Source organism: Alcaligenes sp. 1735tsa3 (assembly GCF_024134565.1).
GTDB classification, from domain to species: domain Bacteria; phylum Pseudomonadota; class Gammaproteobacteria; order Burkholderiales; family Burkholderiaceae_B; genus Alcaligenes; species Alcaligenes phenolicus.
The window spans coordinates 1,492,511-1,508,017 of sequence record NZ_CP099862.1; the positions used below are offsets into that span (position 1 = coordinate 1,492,511).

The following is a 15,507-nucleotide window of genomic DNA, read 5'->3' on the forward strand; positions in this document are numbered from 1 at the left end:
ATGGGGCAGGTCAGGGGGCCGGGCTGGAATTGGTCCGCAATCAGTCGCTGATGCTCAGCTCCGTCTGGCCGGTAATGACAGCGCCTTGATCGTCCGTCCAGCTCATTTCCAGAGCGCCGGAACGTCGTGCGACAAAGGTAAATTCAATGTACGGGTTTTGGGAAATCGCGGTTTCCGGCTGCCAGTTGAACAAGGGCTCGCCGTTAAAGGTGGCCTTGAATTCGTGGATGATGTTGCGCGGTACAACCTGGCCTTCCTTGCTCAGGCGCAGACCGCTTTCCATGCGGTGTTCGACCAGGGCGCGCACGCGCACAATGTCGCCCGCCTTGGGCTGGGCATTGCTGATCCAGATACGTGGTTTACTCATGAGTGTCCCTTGTTTACATGCCGCAGCCGCCAGCAGTCACCGTGATGTGATGCTGGGCGCTCAGGACGCGGCCATCGCTTAACCGTGCCAGGGCGCGGATGGTTTGGGTTTCAATCAGGCGCAGGCGAACTGCGACTTCTGTTGTTCCGGCCAGGGCGGTGAAGTTGAAGCGGCAGGCCAGCGGATGCGGGTTGCCCTGAGCCAGAATGATCAGCTCCTGGCAATACAGCTCGTCGCTTGGCGGCAGATCCAGCACCACTTTGACTGGCACTGCAGCGGGATTGTCTCCCAGTGCCGGCATGTCCAGTTTCAAGCCCTGGTTCTCCGGGCTGGCGCCTTTCAGGAACTCGTCCACAATGGCTTGGACCTGGGTCGCAGTGGCCGGTTTCAGCAATTGATCAAAGGCAACTTGCGCATGCAGATTGAGGGGCAGCCACGCGGCACCCAGTCCGGCGGCACTGCCCAGTACAAGCTGGCGGCGGCGGACAAAACGGGAGGGAAGTTTAGAGGAAGTCATTGAAACGGGTCTTGATCCACTGGAAGTCTTCTTGAACAAGGTCGGAGGTACGGACATCCATATCGATCTGGGTTTGCAGAACCTTGCCGCTTGCGTCCAGCTCGTATTCAAACTTGACCGAGATTTCTTCTTGCGGATCTCCGTTGACCATCATGTAGCAAAGATTATCCGGCAGCACGGGCACCACTTCCTTGCCCGCGATACGTTCGGCCAGGTTCTGGGAAACAATCTTGGCTACGGCGTGTGCCACGTGGGCGCTCTTGGGGTAGTGGCCGAACTGGTCGGAAATAAAGCCCATGGAGTCCCCCACCACGTAGACATTGTCGTCGTCGCGGGCAGTGAACAGGCGTGGGTCAATATTGGCCCAGCCCGTGGGTTTGCCATCGGGGCCTGTACCGACCAGGCCTGCGTTCCAGACCATATCGGCGGCCTGGTGCGGGGGCATCAGCACCGCGTCGTCAAAATCAAAATCGCCGGCGGTGGTCTTGATGTGCTTCTTGAAGGGATCGACCTCACGCACTCGGGCATTGGGGACGTGGGTGATGATGTCCGGGTACAGCTCCTGGAAGGCTGCGCGGTATCCCTCGCCAATCGGGGCAATGGTGGGCTTGGGGTCCAGAATGATGATCTTGCCTGGAATCTTGTTGGTCTTGATATGCCAGGCCATCAAACAGGCGCGCTCGTAGGGCGAGGGTGGGCAGCGATGCGGTGGCGGGGGCAGCGTCATCACAATGGTGCCGCCCTTGAAGGCTTTGAGCTTGTTCTTCAAGGCAAACATCTCGGCATTCGGGATGTAGGCGTTGGGAAAGTGCTGGCGGGTGTATTCCGCCGCGTAAGTGTCATTGCCAAACCAGGCATCGTAGGCGTTGCGTATGCCGCCCGACAGAATCAGGTAGTCGTACTCCAGCGCGCCTTGGGTCGTGCGCACGGTTTTCTTGTCGCGCTCGATGGCGGTGACTTCGGCATGAACCAGGCTGTAGCCGTATTTGATGGAGGGCGCCAGCATGTCGTGGTTCAGGAAATCCGTGTTGACGATGTCAATCAGCCACTTGTTGCTCATGGGGCCGGACCAGAACGTGGGGTTACGTTCGATCAGCACCACTTGTGCCTGGGGCACCAGCTTGGACAGGTACTTGGCGGCTGTCATCCCACCCCAGCCGCCCCCACAAATGACAATGCGCGGGCCCTTGGTGTGGCGCGGCAGGATCTGGCTGGTGTTGGTAATGATGGCGGGGGCCGAGAGGCTGGCAGAGGGCAGAACCAGGGTTCCAAATGCGGCAGCCGGCGTGGCCAGCAGGAAGTTTCTACGATTCATTGTATGTTCCTCGTGATCATGACATGACACACGTCAATCAGGATAAGTAGACCGCTAAGTGCGAGCCAGTATAGCCAAGAGTGCTTTGATTGCGTGGGGATTTTTTATAGGCTGAAGTGAGTTGTTCAGGCCTCAAATACCGTTTGGCGCTGAAATGGCGGCGCTTTTCCCCAGGCGTTCTTGTGTTGGAGATGGCAGGGGCAGTTGGCCCGGACGCGGTGCGCAGCGGCATCCCGGATGCAAGGGCGGGGCTAGACAAACAGGATGGACAGGCTCAGGAAACAACAGAATTTCCGGATTTTTACAATTAAAAAGTAACGGAGCTATCTTTGTGGACGCAATCGGAGGATAGTTCAGGGAGAGAAAATTTTTTTCTCTGGTCGTTATTACATTTAGGACTTATTTTGAAGACAGAAATTGGTATTGTGAAGTGGTTCAACAGCGAAAAAGGCTTCGGATTCATCGTGCCGGAGAACGGCGGCAAGGATCTCTTCGCACACCACAGTGAAATTCAGGGAACCGGGTTCAAAACTCTGGAAGAGAACCAACGCGTTTCCTTCATCGAAGGTGCAGGCCAAAAAGGCCCATGCGCAACTAAAATCCAAATTCTTTGATGATGGGCTTGCCTGAAACAGGCAAGCACCGCGTCAAACAGAAAGGCCGGACCCTCATGGGCTCCGGCCTTTTTTTATTGCGTGGCTTGGTTTTAGTTGCCCTGGTCGGCAAGGGGCACGGTCAGACGCGCTTCCAGTCCGCCACTTTTGCGATTCAGCAGCTCCAGCGTTCCGCCATGCTGGGTGGCGATAGCGTTCACAATCGACAAGCCCAAGCCATAGCCCGCCTGTTGTTGCGAGCCGCGCCAAAAACGGTTCATGGCCAGATCCCGTTCGCTGTCGCTTAATCCGGGACCGTGGTCCAGCACCCTGAGACGCAGATAGCCCGGCTCTCCTGCTTCAATCCGCAGGCTGATCGGTTGCTGGGCTTTGGTATAGCGCAAGGCATTGTCGATCAGATTCTGTACGGCCACTGTCAGCAGGGATTTTTCAATCTGCACCGGGCCGGGTTTGCTGCGTATATCCAGCGTGATCTGGTCTATGGTGTCGCCGTAGATGGCTTTAAGGGCATGGAGGGCAGCGTATACCGCCTCGTCGGCCTGGCTACTTTCCATTCGGGCGCTTTGCCCGTCCAGCCGTGCCAACTCCAGCAGCCGCTGCAAAATGTTCTGTAGCTGTTGCACGCCCTGGTCTGCCTGGCTCAAGGCCGTATCCAGCGTGTTGCGTTCTCCAGGACGCTGGGCAGCCAGATGGGCAACTTGAATATGGGTTTTGATTCCGGTAAGGGGTGTACGCAGTTCGTGGGCAGCGCTATCGGTAAAGCGGCGTTCGCGCATGATGGCGGCTTGTTGCCGCTCCAGCAGTTCTTCAAGGGTTCGCAGCAAGGGTTGCAGCTCAACCGGGACGTTGACTTTGGGCAGTGGGCTGTCATCCCCGGGACGACGGCGCGACAGCATGTCCCGAATTCGCTCCAAAGGAGCCAAGCCGTGACCGATACCAACCCACAAAAGCAGCAGGCTGCCAAACAAGGCCACGACAAAGGGCAGGCCAGCCGAGAGCATGATTTCCCGTACCAGTGCTTCGCGTATTTCTATGCTGTCGGCGGCGGCAATCTGAATATGGCCTTCGCGCAGCACAAAGGTGCGCCAGCGCTTGCCACCATGCACGTGCGTGCCAAAGCCCAAAGCCACTTGTGACATATCCGGGCTACCCGCAGTTCGGCTGACCGCCTGAATTTCTACTTCACTGCGCACCACACTGATTTCGCAAGCCACCCCATCTCGGGCAATGATGTCCAGGGGGCGCTCCGCAGATTGGGCCAACTCCTGCAAGTTTGGAAATTGGGCCACCAGTCCAGCCACCATGCGGGCCGATGCTGCCAGTCGGCTATCCAGCGCTTCACGCAAGGAGTGGCGTGCATCCATCAGCATCCAGGTGGCGACCGCACTCCAGAGCACGGTCAGGGAAATGCCGATAACCAGCAGCAATCTAAGGCGTAGGCTCATGGTGTGAAATACCTAACCGGCAGGCCCCAGTTTGTAGCCCAGGCCCCGCACGGTCTCGACAATATTGCTGCCCAGCTTGCGGCGTAAATGGTAGATGTGCACATTGATAGCATTGCTTTCCAGATCCTGATCGTAGCCGTAGACGCTGTCGCACAGTTGTTCGGCACTCAGGATGGTGTGCGGTTTGCTGAGCAGGGCACGCAACAAGGAGAGCTCACGGCGCGCCAGACTGACCGGCTTGCCGTCCAGGGTGACATGGCCGGTGGAGGCACAGAAACTGAGCCGCCCATATTCAATGCAATCTGTTTCGTGGCCCGCCACACGTCGTGTCAATACATGCAGGCGTGCCAGCAGCTCGTCCAGGTCAAAAGGTTTGATGACATAGTCATCGCCCCCACCCAGCAGCCCTTCAACCCGGTGATGCAGGGCGTCGCGAGCCGTCAGAATCAGAATGGGCAGTTTACGGCCTTGTTCGCGCCAACGACGCAGCAGCGTCAGCCCGTCCTGATCAGGCAAACCCAGATCCAGAATACAGACATCAAAGTGCGAAGACAGCAAGGCCGTGTCGGCCAGGCTGGCCGTGCCCACGTGGTCCACGGTCAGCCCATGCAGTCGCAAGCCCGCCACAATTCCGCTGGCGACGAGCGCATCATCTTCAACAAGTAAAACGTGCATTCTCCCCCCTGTGGTAAATGCGGCTTGTGCAGGCAAAGCCTGATGTTTATTACGTTTCGGCGTTCATGTTAGCAGTCTTGAGGGCAGGGGCGAGAGGGAAAGTTCTCTTAATTTGGCCTTAATCCTGATCCTCTACTGTGATGTAGATTGCATTGCATTTGTATCTCGGTACTTACTTTTTTAATAAAACCGGCTTGGGCAATGACGTTTCTTTAGGCTTAGCCGCATGACAGATATCGGGCATTTATTCACATGACTCCTATATTAGGAATATTACTGGCGACCAGTTTTGTCGCCTCTTTGGTGGCACTGGGCATTCTTGTCTGGGCCGTGGCAAACAAGCTGATCTTCGTTGGGAAGAACGAAGCTGAGACCATCTTCATGAAAGGTGAGCTTGGTCAGCCGGATGACAGTGCTTCCTTTGGGGGGGAGAACGAAGCACAGACGCATCGCTTTGACGTTTTGCGTGCCGGTATTGACCGCAGTGGTCGGGGGCCGGTTCTGCTTCTGGTCACGGTCGGGATTACCTGGCTGCTGATCGGTTCGGTGTTTGGCGTGATGGCCTCGCTGAAATTGCATTGGCCCGATTGGCTGGCCGACGTGGCACAAGTGACCTTTGGTCGTGCGCGTACCTTGCACCTGAACATCGTGGCTTACGGCTGGTTGTCGGTGACCGGGATTGGCGTGGCTCTGTGGTTGTTGCCGCGTATTTTTCATACGCCTTTGCGACGTCCCAATATGGTGTACTTCGGCGCTGCCTTGTGGACCCTGGGGGTATTGGGCGGCACGATTGCCGTGGCCAATGGCTGGTCCGACGGGATCGAGTGGCTGGAATTCCCCTGGCAGATCGACATTCTGTTGGCAGTAGGGGGCTTTTTCCTGGCCTGGCCTGCCATTGAAACCGCCGCCAACCGCAAATCGCGCCACATCTATGTGTCGGGCTGGTATTTCCTGGCCGGCATGGTCTGGTTTCCGTTCCTGTTTCTGGTGTCCAACATCCCCGGTCTGCACATCGGTGCTCAGCAAGCAACCGTGAACTGGTGGTTTGCTCACAACGTGCTGGGTCTGTGGCTGACGCCTATGGGTGTGGGTGCGGCGTACTACATCATCCCCAAGATCATCGGCAAGCCCGTGTATTCCTACAACGTGTCCTTGCTGGGTTTCTGGAGTCTGGCGCTGTTCTACAGCCAGGTCGGTATTCACCACTTGATGGGCGGTCCGGTGCCAACCTGGGCCGTCACCTTGTCCGTGGTGCACAGCATCATGATGTTTGTGCCGGTGATTGCCGTGGCCATTAACCAGCACGTAACCGTTGCGCAGAACCTGTGGGCCTTCAAGCAATCCATGGCCCTGCGTTTCGTCTGGATTGGCGCGCTGATGTACACCTTGTCCTCCTTCCAGGGTTCGCTGGAAGCCATCCGCTCGGTGAACTCGGTTACGCACTTTACGCATTACACCGTCGGTCACGCTCACCTGGGGGCCTACGGCTTTGTGTCCATGGTGATGTTCGGCACGCTGTACTACATGATGCCGCACATTCTGGGACGTCGCTGGCCCTTCCCGGCTCTGATCAAAACCCATTTTTGGCTGGTGACGGCAGGCTTCACGATTTACGTGCTGGCTCTGAGCATTGCCGGTGTGGTGCAGGGCATGGGCTTGATGGACCCAGGTTCAAGTTTTGGCGAGATCACTCGCAAGATGGTTCCGTATCTGGAAGCCCGCTCCATTGGCGGCACCATGATGACACTGGGCCACTTTGTCTTTGCGGCTCACTTTGCCTTGCTCTTGCTGCGCAAAGGTTCCGCTGTTAATGCGACTCCTACACTTGCTCGGGCAGATGCGTCATGAATCGACTCTTACCTTTACTAATCGGGGCCATTGGCGTGTTGCTGCTGGCTACCTTGATGCTGGTGATTTTGCCAGCCTGGCAATTGCGTACCTCGGAACCGCCGGAGCAGTTGCAACCCTATACCGCCCAGCAACTGCTGGGGCGTGACGAGTACGTGGCCAACGGCTGTTTGTACTGTCACAGCCAGCAGCCACGCTCTACCGGTCAAACCCTGTTTGATACGGCACGTGGCTGGGGCCGTGCGTCTACACCGGGCGATTACTTTTACGATTCGCCCCACCTGCTGGGCACCATGCGTACCGGTCCGGACCTGTTTAACATCGGTGCGCGCATGAAAAGCCGTGACTGGCATTTGACCCACCTGTATCAGCCCCGTGCGATTTTTGACTGGAGCCTGATGCCGTCCTATCCCTATATGTTCGAACTGAAGGACCAGGTTTCCGAAGGCGATGTAGTGGTGCGTTTGCCAGAGTCCCTGCAGCCTGCGGGCAAGCATGTGGTTGCTCGCAAGGAAGCGCTGGACTTGGTGGAGTACCTGTTGGCTCTGGATCGCACCTATGCGACCAGCGCGCAGGAACTGGATAAACGTGACCGTGGCTACGATCGTCGCCCCGCTGAAGCCTCGACGGATTCGGGCGCTAAATAGGACAAGTCATGACAATGGAAAAAGTTTCTAGTTCGCCCCAGGTCGAGAACATCGACCCCACCTTCGAGCCGTGGGAGCCGCCGCGTCCCATTCCAATCTTCCTGTTGGCTGTGTTGTTCGCGTTGGCCTTGGCCGGTGTGGGTCTTTACCTGCACGATCTGGCGCCACATGCCGCAGCGGACAAGCCGACCGCCGCTATTGTTGCTTCCAATGCAGGCGACACCCCTGTGGTGCCAGCCATTCCCGCATTGAAGGATGCGCCCGTACTGGTGCATTCGGGGCAGGGCAGTGTGTGGAGCTGTGCTTCCTGCCACGGTGAGGCCGGTGAAGGCGCAGGCATCACTCCTCGTTTGGCCGGTATACCCGAGGCGTATCTGCTCAAGCAACTGGAGGATTTTGCTCAAGGTACACGCCTGAACGAGTCCATGCAGTACGTAGCTCGCGGTTTGAAGCCTGAGGATATGAAAGAGCTGGCTGCTTACTACGCCAAGCTGCCTGCTCCTGCCATTAATGTGCCCAGTTCGGAAGCGAACCTGGCCCGTGGCGAAGCCCTGTTTCATAAAGGGGACTGGAAGCAGAACGTGCCTGCATGTATCAGTTGCCACGGCAGTCAGGGTGAAGGCGTAGGTACGTCTTTCCCGCCGTTGGCTGCGCAACAGGCCGAGTACTTGTTCAGTCAGTTGTCGGCCTGGAAAGGCGGCCATCGTCACAACTCGCCGCAAAGCCTGATGGATGACATCGCATCGCGCTTGTCCTACGAGGACCTGTATGCGGTTTCCTATTACGCCGCCTCGCTGCCAGCCAATGGCAAGCAGGCGAAATAAGATCAGAACAGAGAGCTTTTTATGAAAGACACTCAAAAAAATGGTCGCAGCAAATCCACCATGTCGGGTGGACGCAGACTGGCCTGGGGGGCCGGTATTGGTGTGCTGCTTTTTGCGATTGGCTATGGCATGAACGCCAAGGGCTGGTTGTCCTTTTCCCTGGGTTCGCCCGACAAGGGCACTATCCAGGTTGGCGAGGCCACCTATAGTCGTGAGGCCATGGAAGCCGATCGCAAGGCACAGAGCAAGGACAAGCATTCGGTCACGGCTGGTATGCCGGTAGGCGCAGATGGTTACTACGTGCCACCGCCAGAGAGCAGCATTCCGGATACGCCGTATGGCGAGGCGGTTCGTCGCGGTCACAAGATCTTTATGGAAACCTCGACCACGGTGTCGGATCACGTGGGCAATACCTTGGCTTGTGTGAACTGCCACCTGGACGGTGGTCGTCGTGAACACTCTGCGCCTATGTGGGGAGCCTATGTCAGCTATCCCGCCTATCGTGCCAAGACCAAGGCGATCAGCACGCTGGAAGATCGCATCATTGGCTGTTTTACCTATTCCATGAATGCGCAGGCTTCGCCCTCGGGTGTTGCGCCGCCCGCTGGCAGCGATGTGTACCGTGACTTGATGACTTATATGTACTGGATGTCCGATGGGGCGCCTACGGGTCAGAAGTTGCCGGGTGCTGGTTTCCCCAAAGTTAAGAAGACCGAACTGGGCTATGACGTAGCACGCGGTAAAGAGGTCTACACCAACAACTGTGTCTTGTGTCATGCGGTCGATGGCCAGGGGCAGAAGGATGCCGAAAGTGGTGTGGTGTTCCCGCCTTTGTGGGGCCCCAACTCGTATAACTGGGGGGCAGGGATGGCTCGTATTGATACGGCTGCTGGTTTCATCAAGGCCAATATGCCTTTGGGTAAACCGTTCTCCTTGTCCGATCAGGATGCCTGGGACGTAGCGGCTTACATCAACAGTCATGAGCGTCCCAAGGATGCTCGTCAGAAGGGGACGGTTGAGCAAGCGCGTGTGGAGTTCCATGATGGCGAGGAAAGTTACTACGGTAAGGAGGTGAACGGCGTGATCTTGGGTGGGGGCGTGGAGAAGTAAGCCTTTGGCCTGTTTGCTGTTTGTTTGAAGATGAGACCGCCTCAGTTTCTTTTGGGAACTGAGGCGGTTTTGTTTTGGGCTTCATCTTCTTCATTTTCCTGAGTGTTGAGGAGTGGGGGGTGTGGAGCAGGAGGGTTGGGAGATAAGGAGTGCAGAGAGCCTGCATGTTTAGATAGTGACTCGTGAAAACGCCGGTCTGGGCCGGGGGGCCGTCCTCCGGGCTTGGCTCCTTGCCGGTGCTGCGCACCGGTGCCCTGGTCAGGCTTGCTATTCGGGCGCATCCTGAACTCGCGAAAGTGCCTTGTCCCCCGGACAAGGCACAAGCATTTCGCTCAAACAACAGGACGCTTGAACCCCGAATAGCAAGCCCGCCTGCGGCAAGAAGCCTGAATCGCCCAGAGGACGGCCCCCCGGCCCAGACCGGCTCACAATGACTATAAAACTGAGAATTCCGTCCTTTTGGGGCCTGGCTGTATGTGGCTTCCTTCTGCTGCTCTAAGTGCGTTGGGAGCTGGAAGGGTGTCGAGGTTTGCTTGTTGACCGTCACTTTCAGCAGTTGGCGGGTAGAGGGTGTGGGGGATAGAAAAATAGGAGCCCACTACTAGCTATCGAGTGCCTGGTGTTTTTATGGGAGTATGAATCTTGCTGAGGATATCCCGGCCTACCAAGCAGTCGTGCGTAATCTTGAGCTTGTCGTTTGTTTTTGAAGCCGAAGCGCTCGTCATGATGGTTGTTCAGGTAGGCATAGATACCGCGAGAGACGAGGCCAGTACCGACATTGACGAAGACAGGTTTGTACGTCATCAGACGTAGTGTCATTGACTCCGTGTTCAAGGCGAGTCGAACATCAGCCATTAGCGATTAGCCATTAGCCATCAGCACTCAGTAAACCAATAAGCAGCAATCAGTTGCCGCATAAGGATTGTCTTTGCAAGTAATCGCTGAGAGCTGTTTCGGTCCTGCTGGGGTGTTGGGGCGATTCAGAGTACTGGCCGCAGGCGAGGGCTCGATTGGGGGTACAAGCGTCCTGCTGTTTGAGCCGGACGTTTGTACTTGGTCCGGGGGACCAAGTACCCGGCGAGTTCAGGATGCGCCCCGATCGAGTTCTCGACAAAGGTACCGGCGCGCAGCGCCGGCCAGTGCTCAGCCCCGACACCCCAGCAGGACCGAAACAGCGCCTTCCCAGAGACTAATTAGGTAAAAACAATCAGCGAAGAACCGAAAGACCCTACAAAGCCACCAAGCGCTTCAAATCCAGCAAGGTGAAATGCCCATGATCCAGCCACCCGCCGGTATCAATGAAAAACACATTCCCTAATTGCCGCATCTTGTGCGTCGTCTGATGCCCATGCACCAAAGCCCGAAGACCCTCTACCATGCCATCGTAGCCAGTCACATAGCGATCCCTGGACCACATACAGACATAGCGGTCATTGGCATCAAAACCCTCGGTATGAATGTGCTGCCAATTATCGTAGGGAAAGTCGGCATGAACCATACCCACCAGTCCCAAGGGCGTTTCTATTTCCATCGCCAAAGGCAGGGCTTGCAGACGTTGAGCGATCAGTGCCTGCTCGTGCGAGGTGCAATCGTCCAGCCATAGCCCACCATGCACGCGATGATCCACTTCCTGAATAGGCTGCCCAATCGCCCGCCGCCAGGTCAGCTGCTCGTGATTGCCACAAATCGCATGAAACCAGGGCAGGTCCAGCCACTTCAGAACATGATGCGACTCCGGACCGCGATCCACCAGATCGCCCACCGAAAAAAGGCGGTCCTTGGACGGATCAAAACGAATCCGCTTTAAAGACGTTTTCAGCTTGGAGAAGCAACCGTGAATATCGCCAACCGCAATATCGCGTCCCAAGGTGTTCTGGCTGAAGTGTGCTACCTGCATGATGATGAAACCCGGACTAGATGAAACGTGCTCATCACGGTACTCAGAGCGGCAGGCCGAGTCAAGAAAGACGCGGCCTGCCGCTGCACTCAGTCAGAGGAGACTGTACGTGTCAGGCAAGACAGCCTCATGTTCAGCAAGATGATTACCAATACAAATTCATGTTCAACATCACTTCCCGTTCCATGCCCCGGAACTGGCCGGTGTAATACTTCTTGTTGAACACATTGTTGACGTTCAGGGCTACCCGATAGCGGGAGGTCTCATACGCCACCGCCATATCTGCCAAGGTAAAAGAAGGGTTGTAGTTCAGGCTGCCATCCGGCCGTACATCGTTGGGCGACTTGCCCCGATACCGTACACCGGCCCCCAGCATCAAGCCCTGAATTTGCTGGGGCCGATAGTCCAGCCACAGACTGGCGGTCTGACGTGCGGTTTGCAACGTCTGCCGATCAATTTCTGCCGGGCGCTCGCTCTGCGTAGTCCGTGGATCCAGATAGGTATAGCCCGCCATCAGGTTGAGCTGAGCGCTAATGGGCAGCTTGGCTTCCAGCTCGATACCCGTGGATCGTACTTCTCCTGTCTGGACGCTGAAACGTGGGAAGTTTGGATCGGGCGTGGTGACATTGGTCTGGCGCAGGTCAAACACCGCAGCGGTAATCAGGGCATCGGTTCCCGGTGGCTGATACTTCACCCCGGCTTCGTATTGTTTGCCCTCGCGCGGCTTGAATGCCGTGCCATCTGCTGCCCGCCCTGTTGTGGGGTCAAAGGCGGTGGAATAGCTGATGTATGGAGCCACACCATTGTTGAACAGATACAGCAAGCCCGCGCTGCCGGTGGTGGCGCGGTCCGTCATGCGCGGCTGCGTCGCACTGCTTTGTACGGTGCGAGCAGTGTCGTGACGCAAGCTGACATTGGCAACCCACTGGTCCCATTTCAGCTGGTTCAGCATGTAAATCCCGGTTTGCTTCAGATCGCGCTCGGAGTAATCCAGTTCGGGCGGTGTGATGGACAGCCCGTATACCGGGTCGAGCATGTCCAGGTCAGGTACGTTCCAGCCAAAGCCCAAACCGTCGTTTTCTTTGTAGCGCAGATAGTCCACACCAAATTCCAGGGTGTGCTCCAACGGCCCCCAGTTAAAGTCCTTGCCGACACGGCTATCTACCGTGAAGGTGCGGCCTTTGGTTTCCTGGGCCAGGCTGGCGCGGGAGACGCTGCGCTGGTCGGCCAGAACGGCCATGGCGTAGATATGGCGGTAATCAATGTCGATTTCCGAATAGCGCAGGTTCTGACGCAAGCGCCAGCCGCTTTCGGTGTCATGCTCCAGAGCATAGCCAATGGCTTTGGTGTCGCGATTGAAGTAGTCAAACGCCGGGTCCCCGGCGGTGCGTTTGAGCGGCAGGTCAGTGACTTCGGGGTAATAAAACAGATTGGGCCACCAGGACTTGGGAGTGCCTCGTTCACGCGAATACGAACCCAACAGTGTCAGGCTGGTCCGGTCCGACAGTTTCCAAAGCAGGGCGGGGGACACCGAGACACGATCGTCGTGCGAGTCTATGGTGCGTCCATGGCTTTTGCGCCCGGACAGATTCAGGCGATACAGCAGGGATTGATCGTCGTTCAAGGCTCCACCAAGATCCGCCGTTAACTGACGGCGCTGGTAGCTGCCATAGCCCAGTCCCAGACTGTTCACATGATCGGCTGTGGGGCGCTTGGACACCACGTTGACCACGCCGCCGGGGCGTCCCTGTCCATACAGGACCGAGGCCGGGCCTTTCAGCACTTCGATGCTGTCCAGGCTGTCCATATCATCGTTCCAGGACCCATAGGTGCCTGCCGAGAGTTGCTTCAAGCCATCTTTGTAGTAGGCACTGCCGTCACTAAAGCCACGTATCACCGCGCCACTCATGCGCAGGTCGCCCGAGCCGGACACGTCAGTCTGAACGCCAGGGGTGTAAGCCAGGGCGCGTTCAATACTTTGCGGGGCCAGAATCTTTAACTGCTTTTGCGTGACGATGGAGACCGAACGCGGGGTTTCGATCAAGGGTACGTCCAGCTTGCCACCGCGGCTGTTTAGTGCGACGTAGCTGTCAGCGGTGTCTGTGGGGGCGCGGCGTATCGTGACTGGCGTCAATTGAGTCACACCGGCTGACAAGGTGATCGTGTTGCCGTCTCGGGTGTAGTTGATGCCACTACCGTCCAGCAATTGACGCAAAGCTTGCTCAGGTGCCAGATGACCCGAGACCGAAGGGGCTTGGCGGCCGGCAACTACATCCTGAGAGAAAAAAATCTGCAAAGAGGTCTGTTCGCCCAGTTTCAGCAGGGCATCGCCCAAGGGCTGGGCAGGGATCTGAATAGAGACAGTTTGCTGGGCCTGCACAGCAGAAGGGGCCAAGCTGAAGGCCAAACTCAGGCTTAAGGTCAAGGCACTCAAGTTCGCCCGCAAAAGCGGCGAGTGGTGATGACGTGGGGTAAAGGGGCTCACGATCCTACGTTTTCCAATGAAAATACATCTCGCGCGATAGACGCGCCCAGCCTTTGGCCAAAGGGACTCAGGGGGCTGTCCTGCACGGGATAGCCTCCTTCACCTACCTAGACGCACAAGGTGCTCAATCACCGGAATGAGAATCATGATTATTTTGTAACAGGCCCAGGAAGCTCTGTTTTTAGCGAGCCACAATATGCTGCACGCCCGACGCATCGCTCTGGACCCGGACTGGGGCAATGGCCGGTAAGGCCTTCACGACGGTTTCGGGTTGGTCGACATCGAAAATACCGGAGATACGGTGCTGGCGCAGGGCGGGGGCGTCCAGCGTCAAGGGCTGGGGCAGGTAGCGAGCCATTTCCTGTACCAGCACTTCCAAAGGCGTGTTCTTGAAAATGATCTTGCCGCGTTGCCAGGCTGTCAGGCTTTCCACGTCGGCCATGTGTACCGGACCGGGTTCTGCACCTTGGCGCAACAGGACTTGTTGTTGCGCCTCCAGGAGGCGTTCCTGGCGACGCCACCAAGGACCGGACTCCACTTTGACCGAGCCGGACTGAACGCTGACTTGCAGGCTGTCTGCCAGCCGTCGCACATTGAAGCGGGTGCCGGTGACGGTTACGGTGCCCAAGTCGGTGCGCACGATAAAGGGCAGGGTTTGGTAGTGTTGGACGGCAAAAAAAGCTTCACCCTGGAGTAGTTCGATTTCCCGTTTGGAGGCAGATAAACGAGCCTGGGCGATGGTGTCGGTATTCAAGTCCACAACAGAGCCATCGGGCAAGGTGATTTGCTGACGTTCGCCTTTGGCGGTGAGCAACTGCACCGTTTCTTCTACCGGGTTCAACCAGCCTGACTGATGGATGGCTCCGGCCGAGAGGGCCAGCATGCCAAGCGCGCCCAAACCCAGTGTCAGATAACGGCGCTTGGGGGATGGCACACGACCAGGGGCGTGGGGCAGCAGTCTGCGCAGGCGTTCTTCCGGGACGGCCTGGCTGGCGCGCCACAGGTACTCCACCTCGCGGTAGCGGCGCGCGTTGTCAGGATCAGCGTCCCGCCAGGCTTGGAAGGCTTGGTGGTCCTGCTCGCTGGCTTCCCCCGATTGCAGTCGGGCGAACCAATGAGCGGCATCGCTGGGGTGATCCAGTTCGTCGGAGGAAGAGGGGCGGGTCATTGCGCGGGCTTTGTGTACGACATGGCGTCAGTCAGGTACGTAATGGTGCAGCCGTTCATGGATGTGACGCAAGGCACGAGTCATGTATTTTTCCACCATGCTGCGGGAAAGGGCCATGTCCTGGGCAATTTCAGTATGGGTCCAGCCCTCCAGTCGATGCTTGATATAGACCTCTCGGCATTTTGGGGGCAAGTCGGCCAGCGCGTTCACTAGCGCGTCGGCTAATTGCTCAAACTGGGCGTGGCTGTCAGCCCCGGCCTGGCGCGGATGCTCGGTATCGCTTAGCTCGTCCAAGGGTAAGACAGTCAGGACGGTTTGATGGCGATGGCGGCTGATCAGACGGTTGTTGGTGCCTCGTGCCAGATAGGCACGTGGGTTGTCGATCAGGGTAGTGTTGTTTTCCAGCATGCCCACAACGGTGTCGTGCATGGCATCTTCCGCGTCTTCCCGGCTCTCGGCCTTGCGCCGCCATACGCCAAACAGCTCGCTATACGAGGCGAGCCAGGCTTTTATGGGACGTGAAGGGTGAGACATGGAGCGGCTTAGCGGAGCAGGCGGAAAAAAGAATAGTGAATAATAGCAATAATTCTCATTC

The 15,507-nt window shown here is 57.3% G+C and carries 14 protein-coding genes; 5 read left to right on the top strand and 9 right to left on the bottom strand.

Annotated features, from left to right (window positions below; genetic code table 11):
• Positions 1–40: 40 nt before the first annotated feature.
• The 3 genes from soxZ to NIZ92_RS06865 are packed head-to-tail and all read right to left on the bottom strand — an operon-like array spanning position 41 to position 2,199.
• Positions 41–367 (bottom strand): thiosulfate oxidation carrier complex protein SoxZ, encoded by a 327-nt coding sequence (gene soxZ / locus NIZ92_RS06855; RefSeq protein ID WP_254002943.1) that lies wholly within the window; start codon positions 365–367, stop codon positions 41–43.
• Positions 368–380: 13 nt separating this feature from the next.
• Positions 381–884 carry a thiosulfate oxidation carrier protein SoxY gene (locus NIZ92_RS06860; RefSeq protein WP_254002944.1) on the bottom strand — a complete coding sequence of 168 codons (504 nt, stop codon included), beginning with the start codon at positions 882–884 and terminating at the stop codon, positions 381–383.
• Positions 871–2,199 carry an FAD-dependent oxidoreductase gene (locus NIZ92_RS06865; protein ID WP_035269189.1) on the bottom strand — a complete coding sequence of 443 codons (1,329 nt, stop codon included), beginning with the start codon at positions 2,197–2,199 and terminating at the stop codon, positions 871–873. Before NIZ92_RS06865 ends, NIZ92_RS06860 begins: the two co-directional genes overlap by 14 nt.
• A gap of 404 nt (positions 2,200–2,603) precedes the next feature.
• Here NIZ92_RS06865 and NIZ92_RS06870 point away from each other — a divergent pair, with 404 nt between their 5' ends.
• Positions 2,604–2,813: a cold-shock protein gene (locus tag NIZ92_RS06870; RefSeq protein WP_009461028.1), complete on the top strand. Its 210-nt coding sequence runs from the start codon at positions 2,604–2,606 to the stop codon at positions 2,811–2,813.
• 92 nt (positions 2,814–2,905) lie between these two features.
• Here the strand turns inward: NIZ92_RS06870 and NIZ92_RS06875 are convergent, their stop codons facing one another.
• Both NIZ92_RS06875 and NIZ92_RS06880 read right to left on the bottom strand, forming a co-directional pair.
• Positions 2,906–4,258, bottom strand: a complete 1,353-nt coding sequence (locus NIZ92_RS06875; RefSeq protein WP_060186959.1) for an ATP-binding protein — start codon at positions 4,256–4,258, stop codon at positions 2,906–2,908.
• A gap of 12 nt (positions 4,259–4,270) precedes the next feature.
• Positions 4,271–4,933, bottom strand: coding sequence for a response regulator (locus NIZ92_RS06880; RefSeq protein WP_021446792.1), 663 nt, complete (start codon positions 4,931–4,933; stop codon positions 4,271–4,273).
• A gap of 252 nt (positions 4,934–5,185) precedes the next feature.
• Here NIZ92_RS06880 and NIZ92_RS06885 point away from each other — a divergent pair, with 252 nt between their 5' ends.
• The 4 genes from NIZ92_RS06885 to NIZ92_RS06900 are packed head-to-tail and all read left to right on the top strand — an operon-like array spanning position 5,186 to position 9,362.
• Entirely contained in the window at positions 5,186–6,781 is a 1,596-nt protein-coding gene (locus NIZ92_RS06885; RefSeq protein ID WP_031232271.1) for a cbb3-type cytochrome c oxidase subunit I, read from the top strand.
• A complete protein-coding gene (locus NIZ92_RS06890) occupies positions 6,778–7,428 on the top strand; it encodes a cbb3-type cytochrome c oxidase subunit II (protein WP_254002945.1) in 651 nt (216 codons plus the stop codon). The genes NIZ92_RS06885 and NIZ92_RS06890 overlap by 4 nt, the downstream gene beginning before the upstream one ends.
• Before the next feature lie 8 nt (positions 7,429–7,436).
• Positions 7,437–8,252, top strand: coding sequence for a cytochrome c (locus tag NIZ92_RS06895; protein ID WP_026484488.1), 816 nt, complete (start codon positions 7,437–7,439; stop codon positions 8,250–8,252).
• Positions 8,253–8,273: 21 nt separating this feature from the next.
• The gene (locus tag NIZ92_RS06900) at positions 8,274–9,362 is read left to right on the top strand and encodes a c-type cytochrome (RefSeq protein WP_247965659.1); all 1,089 of its coding nucleotides are present in this window, start codon (positions 8,274–8,276) and stop codon (positions 9,360–9,362) included.
• Positions 9,363–10,590: 1,228 nt separating this feature from the next.
• Here the strand turns inward: NIZ92_RS06900 and NIZ92_RS06905 are convergent.
• The 4 genes from NIZ92_RS06905 to NIZ92_RS06920 form a co-directional block, all read right to left on the bottom strand.
• Positions 10,591–11,259, bottom strand: a complete 669-nt coding sequence (locus tag NIZ92_RS06905) for a metallophosphoesterase (RefSeq protein ID WP_254002946.1) — start codon at positions 11,257–11,259, stop codon at positions 10,591–10,593.
• 145 nt (positions 11,260–11,404) lie between these two features.
• On the bottom strand, positions 11,405–13,639 hold the full coding sequence (locus NIZ92_RS06910) for a TonB-dependent siderophore receptor (RefSeq protein ID WP_254003207.1): 2,235 nt from the start codon (positions 13,637–13,639) through the stop codon (positions 11,405–11,407).
• 286 nt (positions 13,640–13,925) lie between these two features.
• Positions 13,926–14,912, bottom strand: a complete 987-nt coding sequence (locus NIZ92_RS06915; protein WP_203144913.1) for a FecR family protein — start codon at positions 14,910–14,912, stop codon at positions 13,926–13,928.
• 27 nt (positions 14,913–14,939) lie between these two features.
• Positions 14,940–15,446 (bottom strand): RNA polymerase sigma factor, encoded by a 507-nt coding sequence (locus NIZ92_RS06920; RefSeq protein WP_035268361.1) that lies wholly within the window; start codon positions 15,444–15,446, stop codon positions 14,940–14,942.
• Positions 15,447–15,507 lie beyond the last annotated feature (61 nt).